Origin of the sequence: Micromonospora narathiwatensis, from assembly GCF_900089605.1 — a bacterium.
In the GTDB taxonomy this organism is placed as follows: domain Bacteria; phylum Actinomycetota; class Actinomycetes; order Mycobacteriales; family Micromonosporaceae; genus Micromonospora; species Micromonospora narathiwatensis.
Window position 1 is genome coordinate 2,605,978 of record NZ_LT594324.1, and the last position, 12,857, is coordinate 2,618,834.

Annotated in this window: 15 protein-coding genes; 7 read left to right on the forward strand and 8 right to left on the reverse strand. The window is 73.6% G+C overall.

The window, feature by feature from the left end:
• Positions 1–12: 12 nt before the first annotated feature.
• Positions 13–1,425, reverse strand: coding sequence for a cytochrome ubiquinol oxidase subunit I (locus GA0070621_RS11465; protein WP_091194402.1), 1,413 nt, complete (start codon positions 1,423–1,425; stop codon positions 13–15).
• A gap of 178 nt (positions 1,426–1,603) precedes the next feature.
• Here GA0070621_RS11465 and GA0070621_RS11470 point away from each other — a divergent pair, with 178 nt between their 5' ends.
• A complete protein-coding gene (locus tag GA0070621_RS11470) occupies positions 1,604–2,383 on the forward strand; it encodes a lysophospholipid acyltransferase family protein (protein ID WP_091194403.1) in 780 nt (259 codons plus the stop codon).
• Positions 2,384–2,422: 39 nt separating this feature from the next.
• Here GA0070621_RS11470 and GA0070621_RS11475 read toward each other — a convergent pair whose 3' ends face one another.
• A complete protein-coding gene (locus tag GA0070621_RS11475; protein WP_091194405.1) occupies positions 2,423–2,791 on the reverse strand; it encodes a DUF4180 domain-containing protein in 369 nt (122 codons plus the stop codon).
• The gene (locus GA0070621_RS11480; protein ID WP_091194406.1) at positions 2,784–3,233 is read right to left on the reverse strand and encodes a helix-turn-helix domain-containing protein; all 450 of its coding nucleotides are present in this window, start codon (positions 3,231–3,233) and stop codon (positions 2,784–2,786) included. Before GA0070621_RS11480 ends, GA0070621_RS11475 begins: the two co-directional genes overlap by 8 nt.
• A gap of 99 nt (positions 3,234–3,332) precedes the next feature.
• Here GA0070621_RS11480 and GA0070621_RS11485 point away from each other — a divergent pair, with 99 nt between their 5' ends.
• The 3 genes from GA0070621_RS11485 to GA0070621_RS11495 are packed head-to-tail and all read left to right on the forward strand — an operon-like array spanning position 3,333 to position 6,286.
• The gene (locus GA0070621_RS11485; RefSeq protein ID WP_167666814.1) at positions 3,333–4,100 is read left to right on the forward strand and encodes a glycerophosphodiester phosphodiesterase; all 768 of its coding nucleotides are present in this window, start codon (positions 3,333–3,335) and stop codon (positions 4,098–4,100) included.
• Between the two features lie 14 nt (positions 4,101–4,114).
• Positions 4,115–5,509, forward strand: coding sequence for an MFS transporter (locus GA0070621_RS11490; RefSeq protein ID WP_091194409.1), 1,395 nt, complete (start codon positions 4,115–4,117; stop codon positions 5,507–5,509).
• Positions 5,510–5,563: 54 nt separating this feature from the next.
• Positions 5,564–6,286: a thymidine kinase gene (locus tag GA0070621_RS11495; protein WP_091194411.1), complete on the forward strand. Its 723-nt coding sequence runs from the start codon at positions 5,564–5,566 to the stop codon at positions 6,284–6,286.
• 37 nt (positions 6,287–6,323) lie between these two features.
• On the opposite strand, the gene GA0070621_RS11500 is transcribed toward GA0070621_RS11495, so the two are convergent.
• Entirely contained in the window at positions 6,324–6,785 is a 462-nt protein-coding gene (locus GA0070621_RS11500) for an Rv0361 family membrane protein (RefSeq protein ID WP_091194412.1), read from the reverse strand.
• 108 nt (positions 6,786–6,893) lie between these two features.
• Between GA0070621_RS11500 and GA0070621_RS11505 the strand changes: the two genes are divergently transcribed.
• On the forward strand, positions 6,894–8,600 hold the full coding sequence (locus GA0070621_RS11505; RefSeq protein ID WP_091194414.1) for an acyl-CoA dehydrogenase family protein: 1,707 nt from the start codon (positions 6,894–6,896) through the stop codon (positions 8,598–8,600).
• 58 nt (positions 8,601–8,658) lie between these two features.
• Positions 8,659–9,030, forward strand: a complete 372-nt coding sequence (locus GA0070621_RS11510) for a VOC family protein (protein WP_091202277.1) — start codon at positions 8,659–8,661, stop codon at positions 9,028–9,030.
• A gap of 69 nt (positions 9,031–9,099) precedes the next feature.
• Here the strand turns inward: GA0070621_RS11510 and GA0070621_RS11515 are convergent, their stop codons facing one another.
• Complete coding sequence (locus GA0070621_RS11515; RefSeq protein WP_091194415.1) at positions 9,100–10,092, reverse strand: tyrosine-type recombinase/integrase; 993 nt, start codon at positions 10,090–10,092, stop codon at positions 9,100–9,102.
• Positions 10,093–10,225: 133 nt separating this feature from the next.
• On the opposite strand from GA0070621_RS11515, the gene GA0070621_RS11520 reads away from it, so the two are divergent.
• Entirely contained in the window at positions 10,226–11,221 is a 996-nt protein-coding gene (locus GA0070621_RS11520; RefSeq protein ID WP_091194417.1) for a helix-turn-helix transcriptional regulator, read from the forward strand.
• Here the strand turns inward: GA0070621_RS11520 and GA0070621_RS11525 are convergent.
• From GA0070621_RS11525 to GA0070621_RS11535, 3 genes are all read right to left on the reverse strand, one after another.
• A complete protein-coding gene (locus GA0070621_RS11525) occupies positions 11,188–11,745 on the reverse strand; it encodes a GNAT family N-acetyltransferase (RefSeq protein ID WP_157739945.1) in 558 nt (185 codons plus the stop codon). The genes GA0070621_RS11520 and GA0070621_RS11525 overlap by 34 nt on opposite strands.
• Before the next feature lie 62 nt (positions 11,746–11,807).
• Positions 11,808–12,374, reverse strand: a complete 567-nt coding sequence (locus GA0070621_RS11530) for a cysteine hydrolase family protein (protein ID WP_091194418.1) — start codon at positions 12,372–12,374, stop codon at positions 11,808–11,810.
• Between the two features lie 75 nt (positions 12,375–12,449).
• A complete protein-coding gene (locus GA0070621_RS11535) occupies positions 12,450–12,845 on the reverse strand; it encodes a cupin domain-containing protein (RefSeq protein WP_091194420.1) in 396 nt (131 codons plus the stop codon).
• Between the last annotated feature and the right edge of the window lie 12 nt (positions 12,846–12,857).

Consider the following 12,857-nt stretch of genomic DNA (forward strand, 5'->3'; position numbering starts at 1 on the left):
TGGGCTCCGGGGTCAGTAGGCGAAGGCGAGCGGGCGCTCGGCGTCGTCGGTGTCGTCGGGTTCGGGCGTCGGGGTGACGTCGGGTACGCCGGCCTTGGCGTAGCGGACCAGCAGTTTGAACTCGACGACGGCGAGGGCGGCGTAGATGAGGGTGAACGCGGTGAACGAGGTGAGCACCTCGGTCAGGGAGACGGTGCGGGAGACGCCGTTGCGGGTGAGCATCTCGCCGAAGACGATCCACGGCTGGCGGCCCATCTCGGTGAAGATCCAGCCGAAGGAGTTGGCCAGCAGGGGCAGCACGGGCATGATCAGGCCGGCGCGTAGCAGCCACCGGCTGCGGGGGGTGCGGCCCTTGCGGTGGCTCCAGAGGACGAGCAGGGCGATCGCGGCGGCGGCCAGCCCGAAGCCGATCATGAAGCGGAAGCTCCAGTAGGTGACCGGGATGATCGGGGTGTAGCTGCCGGCGCCGTACTGGGTGGCGTACTGGGCCTGGAGGTCGTTGATGCCCTGCACGGTGCCGTTCGGGTCACCGGTGCCGAGGAACGACAGCAGGTACGGGATCTTGATGGCGAAGACCTCGCGGCTGCCGTCGAGGCTGCCGACGGTGAGTACGGAGAACGAGGCGGGGCTCTCGGTGGTGTAGAGGCCCTCGGCGGCGGCCATCTTCATCGGCTGCACGTCCGTCATGATCTTGCCTTGGATGTCGCCGGTGAGCAGCACCAGCGCGGAGGAGACCAGGACGACCCAGGAGCCGAACCTGGTGGCGAACCGGTAGGCGTCGGTGTCGGCGCTGTCGCGGTGGCGGATGACGTGGTAGAGGCCGACGGCGACGATCAGCGACCCGGCGACCAGGAACGAGCCGGCGAGGGTGTGCGGGAAGGTGATCAGGGCGACCTTGTTGGTGAGCACGGCGAGGAAGTCGGCCAGTTCGGCCCGCCCGGTGGTGGGGTTGATCCGGTAGCCGACCGGGTTCTGCATGAAGGAGTTCGCGGCGAGGATGAAGTAGGCGGACAGGTTGGTGCCGATGGCGGCGGCCCAGATGGCCGCGAGGTGCAGTCGTTTGGGTAGCCGGTCCCAACCGAAGATCCACAGGCCGATGAAGGTCGACTCGAGGAAGAAGGCGACCAGGGCCTCGATAGCGAGGGGGGCGCCGAAGATGTCGCCGACGAAGCGGGAGTAGTCGCTCCAGTTCATGCCGAACTGGAATTCCTGCACGATTCCGGTGACCACGCCCATCGCGAAGTTGATCAGGAAGAGTTTGCCGTAGAACTTGGTGAGTTTGAGGTACCGCTCGTTGCCGGTGCGGTGCCACAGGGTTTGGAGGATGGCCACCAGGATGGACAGGCCGATGGTCAGTGGCACGAAGAGAAAGTGGTAGACGGTGGTGACACCGAACTGCCAGCGGGCGACGTCCAACGCGTCCACCTGAAACCCCCCAGCTGTGCATACTACGAGACGTAGTAGATACTACCTGGCGTCGTAGACGATTGGGCAGGGCCGGGGGGCCCGACCCGGCCCGGGACCAATGACCCTGATCACCGCTGCCGCACGGCCCGATACCGGATCATCCGGCCGCCCGCCGGCGTGCAACCATCCACGATTGATGGACACCGCGACCGCCCCCTGGCGCGCGCCGCTGCTCTGGCGTACCGCGCAACTGCTCGCCCGCGTCGTCGTCGGCCTCGTCGCCCGCCTGGAGGTCACCGGCGACGTGCCGGTCGCGCTGCGGCACGGGCCGCTGATCCTGGCCGCCAACCACATCAGCCCGTTCGACCCGGTGGTGCTCACCGCCGCCTGCCGGGTCCGCGGGGTCGCGCCGCGGATCATGGCCACCGGTGGGCTGTTCCGCGCCCCCGTGGTCGGCCCGCTGATGCGCCGTGCCGGGCACATCCGCGTCGACCGGGGCACCACCGCTGTGCACCGGTCCCTGGACACCGCCGCCGCGGCCGTGGCCGGGGGCTCGGTGGTGCTGCTGTACCCGGAGGGGCGGATCGGCCTGGACCCCGGGATGTGGCCGGAGCGGGGCAAGACCGGGGCGGCCCGGCTCGCCTTCGCCAGCGGCGCCCCGGTCGTCCCGGTCGCCCAGTGGGGTTCCCACGAGGTGCTGCCGTACCGGGCGCCCAAGGGCATCCTCGGCGGAATCGTCCGGGCGGTCGTACGTCGGCCGGTGATCCGGGTGCACTTCGGTGCCCCGGTGGACCTGGATGACGTGCTGCCCGGCACGCCCGGGGCGGCCCGGCGGGCCACCGACCGGATCATCGACGCGATCACCGACAACCTGGCGCCGCTGCGCCCCGACGAGCCGGACCGCCCCCGCCACGTCGACGCCGGCCGGCCCGTCGACACCAGTCGCGCCCACCGCCGCCGCCTGCCCGGCGGCTGACCGGGCGGCGGCCGTCCCGCACACCGGTGGAGGCTCGGCTCAGGTCCGGGCGGACAGCCGGGCGTCGAGGGCGGCCAGGTCGGGCACGAACCAGACGTGGTCGCTGCGGTTCGACTCGGCGACGAGGGCCCGCAGCGCCGAACTGGCCGCGAGATGCGCGGTGATGTCCCCGACGATGACCAGCCGCAGCCGGTAGTTGACGAACTTCTGCATGATCTCCCCGGCGAAGCGGGTGCCCAGGGAGAAGAAACCCGGGTCGAGCCGGTCCGCGGGCACGGCCACCACCTCGGCGCCGGCGAAGGCCGCGCCGATCAGGTCGAGGGCCTGCTCGGCGGTGGCCACCGGCGGCCCGGCCGGGTCGCAGACCAGCACCGGCACTCCGGAGCGCTCCTCGATCAGGTCAGGCACCGGGCACCTCCTGACGCAGCAGGCCGTTGTCGCCGCGCAGCACCGCGTCGACCAGGTGCAGCAGGTCGGCGGTGGCGGCGGCGTCACCCAGGATCACGATCTTCATGCGGTGTCGCTCCTCGTCGTGGACGGTCTGTACGCGCAGCGGGCGCGCGGGGTCGTGGCCGGTGTTGACGCCGGCGAGCACCAGCGTGGCGAGCCGGTCGGCGGCGGCCCGGTCGACGCCGTCGACCTGCACGATGCTCGACACCTCCAGCGCCGGTGCCCCGGCCGGTGGCGCCGGCCGGCCGGTCAACGCGTCGAGGTCGGCCCGGGCGATCCGGTACTGCTTGCCGATCCGGACCGCGCGCAGCCGGCCGGCGCGGATGTAGCCGCGCACGGTGCGTACGTGCAGGTCGAGCAGGTCGGCCACCTGCTCGACCGAATACAGGTCATCACTCATCGTTCCCTATCGTACGCACGGTAGGGAACGATGAGGAAGTTGGTTGGGCGGACGCCGGGCGGTCACCCGGACGCCATCCACGCCCGACATACTTCCCGCGTGCAGCCCCGCTACGGCTACCTCGACGCCCCCGCGCCGCTGGCCTTCGCCCACCGGGGCGGTGCCGCCGACGGCGACGAGAACACCGCCGCCGCGTTCGCCCGGGCCATCGCGCTCGGCTACCGGTACGTGGAGACCGACGTGCACGCCACCGCCGACGGCGTAGCGGTGATCTTCCACGACACCACCCTGCACCGGGTCACCGGCGAGCGGGGGCGCATCGCCGAGCTGCGCTGGGCCGATCTGGCCTCGGTACGCGTCGGCGGCGCCGCCGTCGTCCCCCGCCTCGACGAGGTCCTCGCCGCCTGGCCGGAGGTCCGGTTCAACATCGACGTGAAGGCCGACGGCGGCGTCGAACCGACCCTGGACACGGTCGACCGGGCCGGCGCCGGCGACCGGGTACTGCTCGCCTCGTTCAGCGACGCCCGGCTGACCCGGCTACGGGCCCTGGCCGGGCCGAAGGTCGCCACCAGCCTCGGCATGCGCGGGGTGGCCCGGCTGCGGATGGCCTCCCTGCACGGGCGACCGCTGCGGCTGCCCCCGTCCGTGGTCGCCGCCCAGGTCCCCGTCCGGTACGGGCGCGTCCCGGTGGTCGACCGGCGTTTCCTCGCGTACTGCCACCGACTCGGGTTGCAGGTGCACGTGTGGACCATCGACGAACCCGCCGAGATGCACCACTTACTTGATCTCGGTGTGGATGGCATCATGACCGATCACGTCGGCGTGCTCCGCGACGTCTACCGCAGCCGCGGCCACTGGGCCGCCTGAGTCAGAGGAACCCGATGGCCGAAACGGTCGCCCCCACCGTCGCCGAGCCCGCCCAGCCCGGCAGCACCCGCCGCGAACGCACCGGCTGGTACTTCTACGACTGGGCGAACTCCGCCTTCCAGACGACGGTGATCACGGTCTTCCTCGGCCCGTTCCTCACCACCGTCACGAAGCTGGCCGCCGGCTGCGAGCTGGGCGCCGACAGCTGCGACGGGTACGTGCACCCGCTGGGCATCCGGGTCTCCCCCGGCTCCTACTACCCGTATCTGGTGTCGCTGTCGGTCCTGCTCACCGTCTTCGTGCTGCCGGTGATCGGGGCGGTCGCCGACCGGTCGATGCACAAGAAGCGGCTGCTGGGCGTCGCCGCGTTCATCGGCGCCGGGGCGACCATCGCGTTCGCCTTCGTCACCGGCGAGCGGTACCTGCTCGGCGGGGCGCTGTTCCTGATCGCCAACATCGCCTTCGGCGCGGCCATCGTGGTGTACAACTCGTTCCTGCCGCAGCTCGGCGGCCCGGACGACCGCGACAGCATCTCCAGCCGCGGCTGGGCCGTCGGCTACCTCGGCGGCGGGCTGCTGCTCGCGCTGAACCTGGTCGCGGTCAGCATGCTCAGCGAGGAGGGCAACCCGCAGCGCACCCTCGACCTGGCCCGCTGGTCCATCGTCTCGGCCGGGGTGTGGTGGGCGGCGTTCACCCTGCTGCCGCTGCGCTGGCTGCGCGAGCACCCCACCGCGGAGGCGCTGCACGCCGGTGGCGGCAACGTGCTCACCGACGGGTTCCGGCAGCTCGGACGCACCCTGCGGGAGATCAGGGCGTACCCGTTGACGCTGTTCTTCCTGCTGGCGTTCCTGGTCTTCAACGACGGCATCCAGACCGTCATCACCCTGGCCAGCCAGTACGGCACCGAGGAGCTGCGGCTGGAGCAGAGCACCCTGATCGTGACGATCCTGCTGGTGCAGTTCCTCGCCTTCGGCGGGGCGCTGGCCCTCGGCGCGCTCGCCCGGCGTATCGGCGCGTGGAAGACGGTGCTGTTGTCCCTGGTGCTGTGGACGGCGGTGATCGTCGCCGCGTTCCGGCTGCCCGCCGAGGCGCCGCTGCCGTTCATGATCCTCGGCGGCTGCATCGGCCTGGTGCTCGGTGGCAGCCAGGCGCTGAGCCGGTCACTGTTCAGCCAGCTCATCCCCGCCGGCAAGGAGGGCGAGTACTACGGCTTCTACGAGATCAGCGACAAGGGCACCAGTTGGCTCGGGCCGCTGGCCTTCGGGCTGGTGTTCCAGCTCACCGCCTCGTACCGGGTGGGCCTGGTCTCCCTGCTGATCTTCTTCGTGGTCGGGTTCGCGCTGCTGGCGGCCGTACCGATGCGCCGGGCCATCGTCGCCGCCGGCAACACGCCGCCCCGGGTGCTGTAGGGCGGTCGTGCACCTGCATGATCAACGGGGGCCGATGGACTAGGCTGCCCGGACGTGACCGACGACGCCGCTGCCGCCCCGACCTGCCTGGCCCGGCCCCTCCCCCCGGGCCCCGGCGACGACCGTGCCGGCGGCTGCGCCGCCGCCCGCGGCGTCGACGGGCGGCCGTTGCACGCCGCCACGCTGCGGTTCTTCTGGGGGCCGATGGACTGCGGCAAGTCCACGATGGCCCTGCAGATGAACTACAACCACGCCCGGCAGGGCCGCCGCGGCCTGGTCACCACCCGCATCGACCGTTCGCTCGGCCCGCAGGTCACCACCCGCATCGGCCTGGCCCACTCCGCCATCGAGGTCACCGACGACCTCGACCTGCGCGACCTGGTCCGCGACGCGACCGCCGAGGGGGTACGCGTCGACTACCTGATCTGCGACGAGGCGTCCTTCTACAACCTGGACCACGTCGAGCAGATGGCCGAACTGGTCGACCACTACGACGTCGACGTGTACGCGTTCGGCCTCGCCACCGACTTCCGGTCCTGCCTGTTCCCCGCCGCGCAGCGGCTGTTCGAACTCGCCGACGAGGTGGCCCGCATCCAGGTCGAGGTGCTGTGCTGGTGCGGCCGGGAGGGGCTGCTCAACGCCCGGGTCGTCGACGGGCGGGTGGTCCGGGAGGGCGAGCAGGTCGTCATCGGCGACACCATGGACACCGCCGACGTGCGCTACCAGGTGCTCTGCCGCCGGCACTACCGCTCCGGCGACCTCGGGCCGCGCGGCTGAGGCTCGACAGCGGCTGAGGCTCGACTGCGGCGCCCTCTCAGAAGGGGTCCCCGCAGATCCGCCACCGGCCGTCCTCCTGCACGATCGGCAGCGTCCGGTCCTCGCTGGCCCCGCCGTCGCGGGTCAGCCGCACCTTCACCGTGGCGTGCGGAACGCCGCGCCGGGTGGCCACCGACACGTCGGTGATCTCGTAGCCGCGGACCTGGGGCGGGGTGCGCACCCAACTGCCGAAGCCGACCACGCTCCACTTCCCGCGCGCCTGCCGGCACAGCTTGTCGTACGCCCGGTCGGTGTCGCCGGCGGCGACCTCGTGGAGGAAGTTGTCGGCGGTCTCCCGCACCGGGCCGTTGGCGCGCCACAGCACCTGCACGTTCCACAACGCCAGGCCGGCCACCCCGATCAGGCACAGGCCGAACCCGAGGCCGCCGAACAGCAGGCCGGCGCGTCCCGCCCGGACCCGCCGGGCCGGTCTGCTCCACTCGTGCTTCTTCTCGCCCATCAGTTCGACGGTAGGCAGCGGCGTGGGTGGCGCGCAGGAAGTTGTGCCCTGTCGCCGGTGCCACCGCATCGACTACCGTCGGCGCACACCCTCGAAGGAGAGCCACGGATGAGCCGTTACGTGCAGCCGGTGCCCGCTCCCGACAACCCGTACACCGGGGATCCGCTGCTGCGCTCCTGGCTGGAACGGCACCTCGGCCCGGCCGGGCACGCCGCCGCGAAGGGCCGCCTGGCCGACCTGGCCGCCGACGTCACCGGGCCGCTGCGGGCCGCGCACGTCGACGCCGAGGCCCACCCGCCCACGCTGGTCCGCTACGACGCGTGGGGCGCCCGCGTCGACCGTGTCGAGACCTCCGCCGGCTGGCAGGCCCAGCGGGCCGCCGCCGCCCGGCACGCCGTGGTCGCGCTGCCCTACCTGGCCTCCGCGCGCGGCACCTGGGGGGCCGCCGCCCGGGTCGTCCAGCACGCCCTGCTGCACCTGTACGCGCCGGAGTCGGCCACCTTCTCCTGCCCGGTCGCCATGGCCGACGGTGCCGCCGCGCTGCTCAGCCTCCCCGAGGTCGACGCCGCCGTCCGCGACGCCTGGCTGCCCCGGCTGACCGCCACCGACCCGGACACCGCGATCGTCAGCGGGCAGTGGATGACCGAGTCGCAGGGCGGCTCCGACCTGTCCCGCTCCAGCACCGTCGGCCGGCCCGCCGCCGACGGGTCGTGGCGGCTGACCGGCGAGAAGTGGTTCTGCTCCGCCGCCGACTCGGCGATGGCTGTCGCGTTGGCCCGCCCGGACGGCGCCGGGCGGGGCAGCCGGGTGCTCGCGCCGTTCCTGGTGCCCCGCTACGCCGCCGACTCACCCCTGGCCGGCGCCACCGTCGCCGCCGACGCCCCCGCGCCGGGGGTCACCGTGCGCCGGCTCAAGGACAAGCTGGGCACCTGGGCGTTGCCCACCGCCGAGATCGGGCTGCACGACGCGTACGCGCTGCCGCTCGGTGACCCGGCCGTGCCCGGCCTGGTCCGGGCGATGACCCTGGTGGTGGTGACCCGGGTGCACAACGCCTCCGCCGCCGCCTCGGGCATGCGCCGGGGCCTGGCGTACGCCCGCGCGTACGCGCAGGCCCGGCAGGTCGCCGGCGGGCGGCTCGCCGACTCGCCGCTGCACCGGGCCACCCTCGGCGCGCTCGCGGTGGACGCGGCCGGCGCGTTCGTCCTCGCCGGGCACGCGTTCGCGCTGCTCGGGCGGGTCGAGGTCGGCGGTGACCCGGACGCCGCCGCCGAACTGCGGGTGGTGGCGCCGCTGGCCAAGCTCGCCACCGGCCGGCTGGCCGTGGCCTCCGCCAGCGAGTACGTGGAGGCGTTCGGCGGCGCCGGCTACGTCGAGGACACCGGGGTGCCTCGGCTGCTGCGCGACGCGCAGGTGCTGCCGATCTGGGAGGGCACCACCAACGTGCTCGCCCTGGACGTGCTGCGCGCGGTCACCCGGGAGGACGCCGGCGCCCCGCTGCTGCGCCGGCTCGCCGCCGCCGTCGACCTGGCCCGGCCGCTCTCTCCCGCCCTGGCCGACACCCTCGCCTCGGTCACCGGCGAGCTGCGCGACCGGCTCGGCGAGGTCGCCGCCGACCCGGCCGCGGTCGAGGTGGTGGCCGGTGCCCGCGGGCTGGCGCTGCGCACGGCGTACGCGCTGATCACCGCGCTGCTGGTGGAGCACGCGGCGTGGGGCGACGAGCAGGCCGAGGTGGCGGCCCGGCTCTGGGCGCGGCGCCGGCTGCGGCACGAGGAGATCGCCGCCGACGCCCACCGGCACCTGGAACTGCTCTGCTGAGCAGGCCGTTCCGGGTACCTGCCAGAGGATGTCAGGATCTGCCGACAGGATGGGCGGCATGACAGTGCACGCCGACCTCGCGATGGTCAACCTCGACAGCTCCGACCCGGTCGCCCACGCCGGTTTCTACTCCCGTGTCCTCGGCTGGGAGGTCACCCACAGCCAGGCCGAATACGCCATGATCAGCAAGGACGCGGTCTCGATCGGCTTCGGGCTGGTCGACGGACACACCCCGCCGGCCTGGCCGGACGAGACCGCCGGCAAGCGCTACCACCTGGACCTGTACGTCGACGACGTGGCCGTCGCCGAGAAGGAGTTCGTGGCGGCCGGCGCGACGAGGCCGCAGTTCCAGCCGGGCGGTGAGCGGTGGACCGTGCTGCTCGACCCGATCGGCCAGCCGTTCTGCGTCTGCCCCCGCCCGCGGGGCTGAGGCGACGCCGGTTCGCCGCGGGGCTGTCCGCGCGGCGAACCGGTCGCCGGCTGTCCGGGTCGCGGCGGGTCAGCCCCGGCGGCGGGCCCGGGCGGCCCAGATGACGTACGCCGGATCGCGGTCCAGGTTGTGCCGGTCCCGGTCGTAGCGGCGGGTGGTACGCGGATCGGCGTGCCCCATGGCGTCCTGCACGTCCTCCAGCGGCACCCCCTCCGACCGGGCGGCGGTGGCGAACGCGTGCCGCAGCGAGTGCGGGGACAGCTTCGCCCAGGCGGGAATGCCGGCGGCCTGGGCGAGCCGACGGACCAGCCGGAACACCGAGTGCCGGTCCAGCCGGGCGCCGGTGGCGGTGACCAGCAGCGGCCCGGTCAGTTCGGGCACGGTCACCCCCTGCGCGGTGGCCCGCGCGGCCAGGTACGCGTCGACGGCGTACGCGGTGCCGGGGGTGAGCGCCCGGCGGCGGACCTTGCCGCCCTTGCCGACGAACCGGACGCTGCGGTGCCCCCGCTCGGCGCCCAGGTCGACCAGGTCCAGCGAGATCAGCTCGCCGACCCGCAGCCCCAGGTCGGCGAGGAGGACGATGGCGGCCCGGTTGCGGGCGGCGGTCGGGCCGGTGTCCGCCTCGGCGGCGGCGAGCAGCGCGTCGACCTCCTCCGGGGTCAGGCCGACGGTGGCGGAGTGGTCCCGGTCGACGCGGGGGCGGTCGGCGGCGGCGACCGGGTTGGCCTCCACCGCGCGCAGTTTGACCAGGAAGTCGTACCAGCTGGACAGGGCGGACAGGCGGCGGGCGACGGTGGCCGGGGTCAGCGGACGGCCGCTGCGCGCGCCCAGCGTGGCCTCCAACTCGCGGCCGTAGGCGTTGACGTCGAGGAAGGAGGCCCGCAGCGGGTCGAGACCCTGCCCGGCGCACCAGCTCAGCCAGCCGGCGACGTCCCGCCGGTACGCGTCGCGGGTGTGCTCCGACAACCGCCGGTTGCGCAGCCACGCCTCGGTGAAGTCGGCCGGGCCGCCGCGCAACGCGGGACGGGCCGACCTGCGGGGCAGGACCTCGGGACGCAGCATGCGAGGAAGCTTCTCAGCCGCCGGGGTGGATCTCGACGAGGCGCGCCCACGAAGATCAGATTGTCTCCTCCACCGGTCGGCGGTTCGCCAGGCCCCGCCGCGACCGGTTTTCCAACCGGGATACGGTCGGCGGGTGCGTGCCAGCCGGCTGGTCTCCCTACTGCTGCTCCTGCAGACGCGGGGGCGGATGACCGCCCAGGAACTCGCCGACGCCCTGGAGGTCTCCGTCCGGACCGTCTACCGCGACGTCGAGTCGCTCGGCGCCGCCGGCGTGCCGGTGTACGCCGAGCGGGGCCCGGCCGGCGGGTACCGGCTGCTGGAGGGCTACCGGACCCGGCTGACCGGGCTGACCGCGCCGGAGGCCGAGGCGTTGTTCCTGGCCGGGATGCCCGGCCCGGCCGCCGATTTGGGCCTCGGGCCGGTGGTGGCCGCCGCCGAGCTGAAACTGCTGGCCGCGCTCCCCGACGAGCTGGCCGACCGGGGCGGCCGGGTGCGGCAACGGTTCCACCTGGACGCGCCCGGCTGGTTCCGGCACCCCGAACCCACCCCGCACCTGGCCGCGCTGGCCCGGGCGGTCTGGGAGGACCGGCTGGTGGAGATGCGCTACCGGCGGTGGCGGGCCCCGCGCGAGGTGACCCGGGTGGTGGCCCCGCTGGGCGTGGTGCTCAAGGCCGGCCGCTGGTACCTGGTGGCCCGCTGCGGCGAGCAGTTGCGCACCTACCGGGTCGGCGCCGTGCTCGACCTGGTGGTACGCGACGAGCACTACGACCGGCCGGCCGCCTTCGACCTGGCCGGCTACTGGCGAGAGTGGACCGAGTGGTACGAGCGCGACGTCTACCGGGCCGAGGCCCGGGTGCGAATGACCGTGGCCGCGCTGGAGTTCGCGGCGTACGTCCTCCCGCCCGAGATGAGCCGGGCGGCAAGGGCAGCGGCCGGTGAGCCGGACGAGCACGGCTGGGTGGAGACCACCGTGCCGATCGAGTCGGTGAAGCACGCCCACACCGAGCTGCTCAAGCTCGGCGCGGAGGTGGAGGTGCTGGCGCCGGCGGAGCTGCGGGACCGGCTCACCGCCACCGCGCACGCCCTGGCCCGGCTCTATCCGGGCGGCGTGGCCACCGAGTCGGACTGACTCGGGTTCCGCTCCCGGGGCTGGCGTTCGGCGGGGTCGACCCGGGCCGGCAGCAGCTTCTCGAACCAGTGCTGGGCGTACGGGCCCGCGGTGAAGGCGGGGATCTCGCGGTAGCCGTGCCGGGCGTACAGGGCGCGGGCCTCGACCAGGTCGGCTCGGGTGTCCAGCCGGATCCGGTGCGCCCCGGCCGCCCGGGCGGACGCCTCGACGGCGGCCAGCAGGGCGGCCCCGCCGCCGGTGCCGCGATGCCCGGGGCGGACGTAGACCCGGGTGAGTTCCGCCCAGCCGGGACGCCAGCGTAGGCCGGCGCACCCGGCGAGCTGCCCGTCGTGGCGGGCCAGCAGGAGCAGCCCGGTGGGCGGGGCCAGGTCGTCGCTGGGCATCTCGGCCAGCGCCCCGGTCACCTCCGCCGGCCGTTCCGGGCGGCCGTGCCAGCGTCGGACCATCTCCGCCATGTATTCCCGCAGCAGGGTCGCCGCGTCGTGGGTGTCGGGTGGGGCGAGGCTGGTGGTCCAGGTCGTCACCGCCTGATCCTCGCTGGACGGTCAACGGCTTTTCCCGCTCACGGCCGCCGGTGGACGTCGGCTCAGGCGGGCACGGCCGCGGCGAAGTCGACCTCGGCGGTGTCGACCGTGCCCGCGTTGCGGCCCGGAGCCGTGTGGTAACGCCAGTACAGGTTGGTGTGCGCGATCACCTGCTCCGGCGGCGGCGCGCCGTACGAGGAGAGGTCCTCGGTGGTGTGGGCGTCGCCGACCAGCGTCGCGTCGTAGCCGCGCACGATCGCGCCGTGCAGCGTCGAACGAACGCACTCGTCGGTCTGCGCGCCGGTCACGACGAGCCGGCCGACGCCGCGCGCGGCCAGCACCTCCGCCAGGTCGGTGTCCTCGAACGAGTCGGGGTACGCCTTGTGCACCAGTGGCTCCGGGTCGCGGCGCACCAGCTCGGGCACGTACTGCCAGCTCTCGCTGCCCCGGGACAGGTTGTCGCTGCTGTGCTGGACCCAGACGACCTCGACGCCGGCCGCGCGGGCCCGGTCCACCAGGGTGGCGATGTTGGCGACGACCTGGTCCCGGTCGTACGCGTGCCGCACCACGCCGTTCTGCACGTCGATGACGAGCAGGGCGGTGCGCGGCCGGTCGGTGAAGGTGCTCATGACCCCTCCCCAGCCTGCGGGCGTTCCGTCTCGGGCCAGCCTAGACCCGCCCACCGACATCGCCGACCGGTGCGGTCAGAGCCGGTGGCCGGTGGTGGCGTCCACGTGGCCGGGGACCTCGTCGTGCCGGTCACCCACACTCGACGTGCCCGAAGGCTCGAACATCAGGATCGACGCCCCGTCGGGCGCGGACGGCCGGTGCTCCACCCCGCGCGGCACCACGAACACCGCGCCGCGCGACAGCACCACCTCGCGCTCGGCGGCGTCCGCGCCGTCGCGCAGGGCGATGCGCAACTCCCCGTCGAGCACCAGGAAGAACTCGTCGGTGTGCTCGTGGGCGTGCCAGACGTGCTCGCCGGCAACCTTGGCGATCCGGACGTCGTAGTCGTTGACGGTGGTGACGATGCGGGGGCTCCACAGTTGGTCGAAGCGCGCCAGGGCGGCGGCCAGCTCGATCGGCTCAGCGTTCATCGGCCCATCGTC

Bases quoted from the DNA above. Each gene is read 5' to 3' on its own strand.
- GA0070621_RS11470 (WP_091194403.1), top strand. From the start codon at position 1,604: ATGGACACCGCGACCGCCCCCTGGCGCGCGCCGCTGCTCTGGCGTACC.
- GA0070621_RS11480 (WP_091194406.1), bottom strand. From the start codon at position 3,233: ATGAGTGATGACCTGTATTCGGTCGAGCAGGTGGCCGACCTGCTCGAC.
- GA0070621_RS11490 (WP_091194409.1), top strand. From the start codon at position 4,115: ATGGCCGAAACGGTCGCCCCCACCGTCGCCGAGCCCGCCCAGCCCGGC.
- GA0070621_RS11500 (WP_091194412.1), bottom strand. From the start codon at position 6,785: ATGGGCGAGAAGAAGCACGAGTGGAGCAGACCGGCCCGGCGGGTCCGG.
- GA0070621_RS11505 (WP_091194414.1), top strand. From the start codon at position 6,894: ATGAGCCGTTACGTGCAGCCGGTGCCCGCTCCCGACAACCCGTACACC.
- GA0070621_RS11510 (WP_091202277.1), top strand. From the start codon at position 8,659: ATGACAGTGCACGCCGACCTCGCGATGGTCAACCTCGACAGCTCCGAC.
- GA0070621_RS11515 (WP_091194415.1), bottom strand. From the start codon at position 10,092: ATGCTGCGTCCCGAGGTCCTGCCCCGCAGGTCGGCCCGTCCCGCGTTG.
- GA0070621_RS11530 (WP_091194418.1), bottom strand. From the start codon at position 12,374: ATGAGCACCTTCACCGACCGGCCGCGCACCGCCCTGCTCGTCATCGAC.
- GA0070621_RS11535 (WP_091194420.1), bottom strand. From the start codon at position 12,845: ATGAACGCTGAGCCGATCGAGCTGGCCGCCGCCCTGGCGCGCTTCGAC.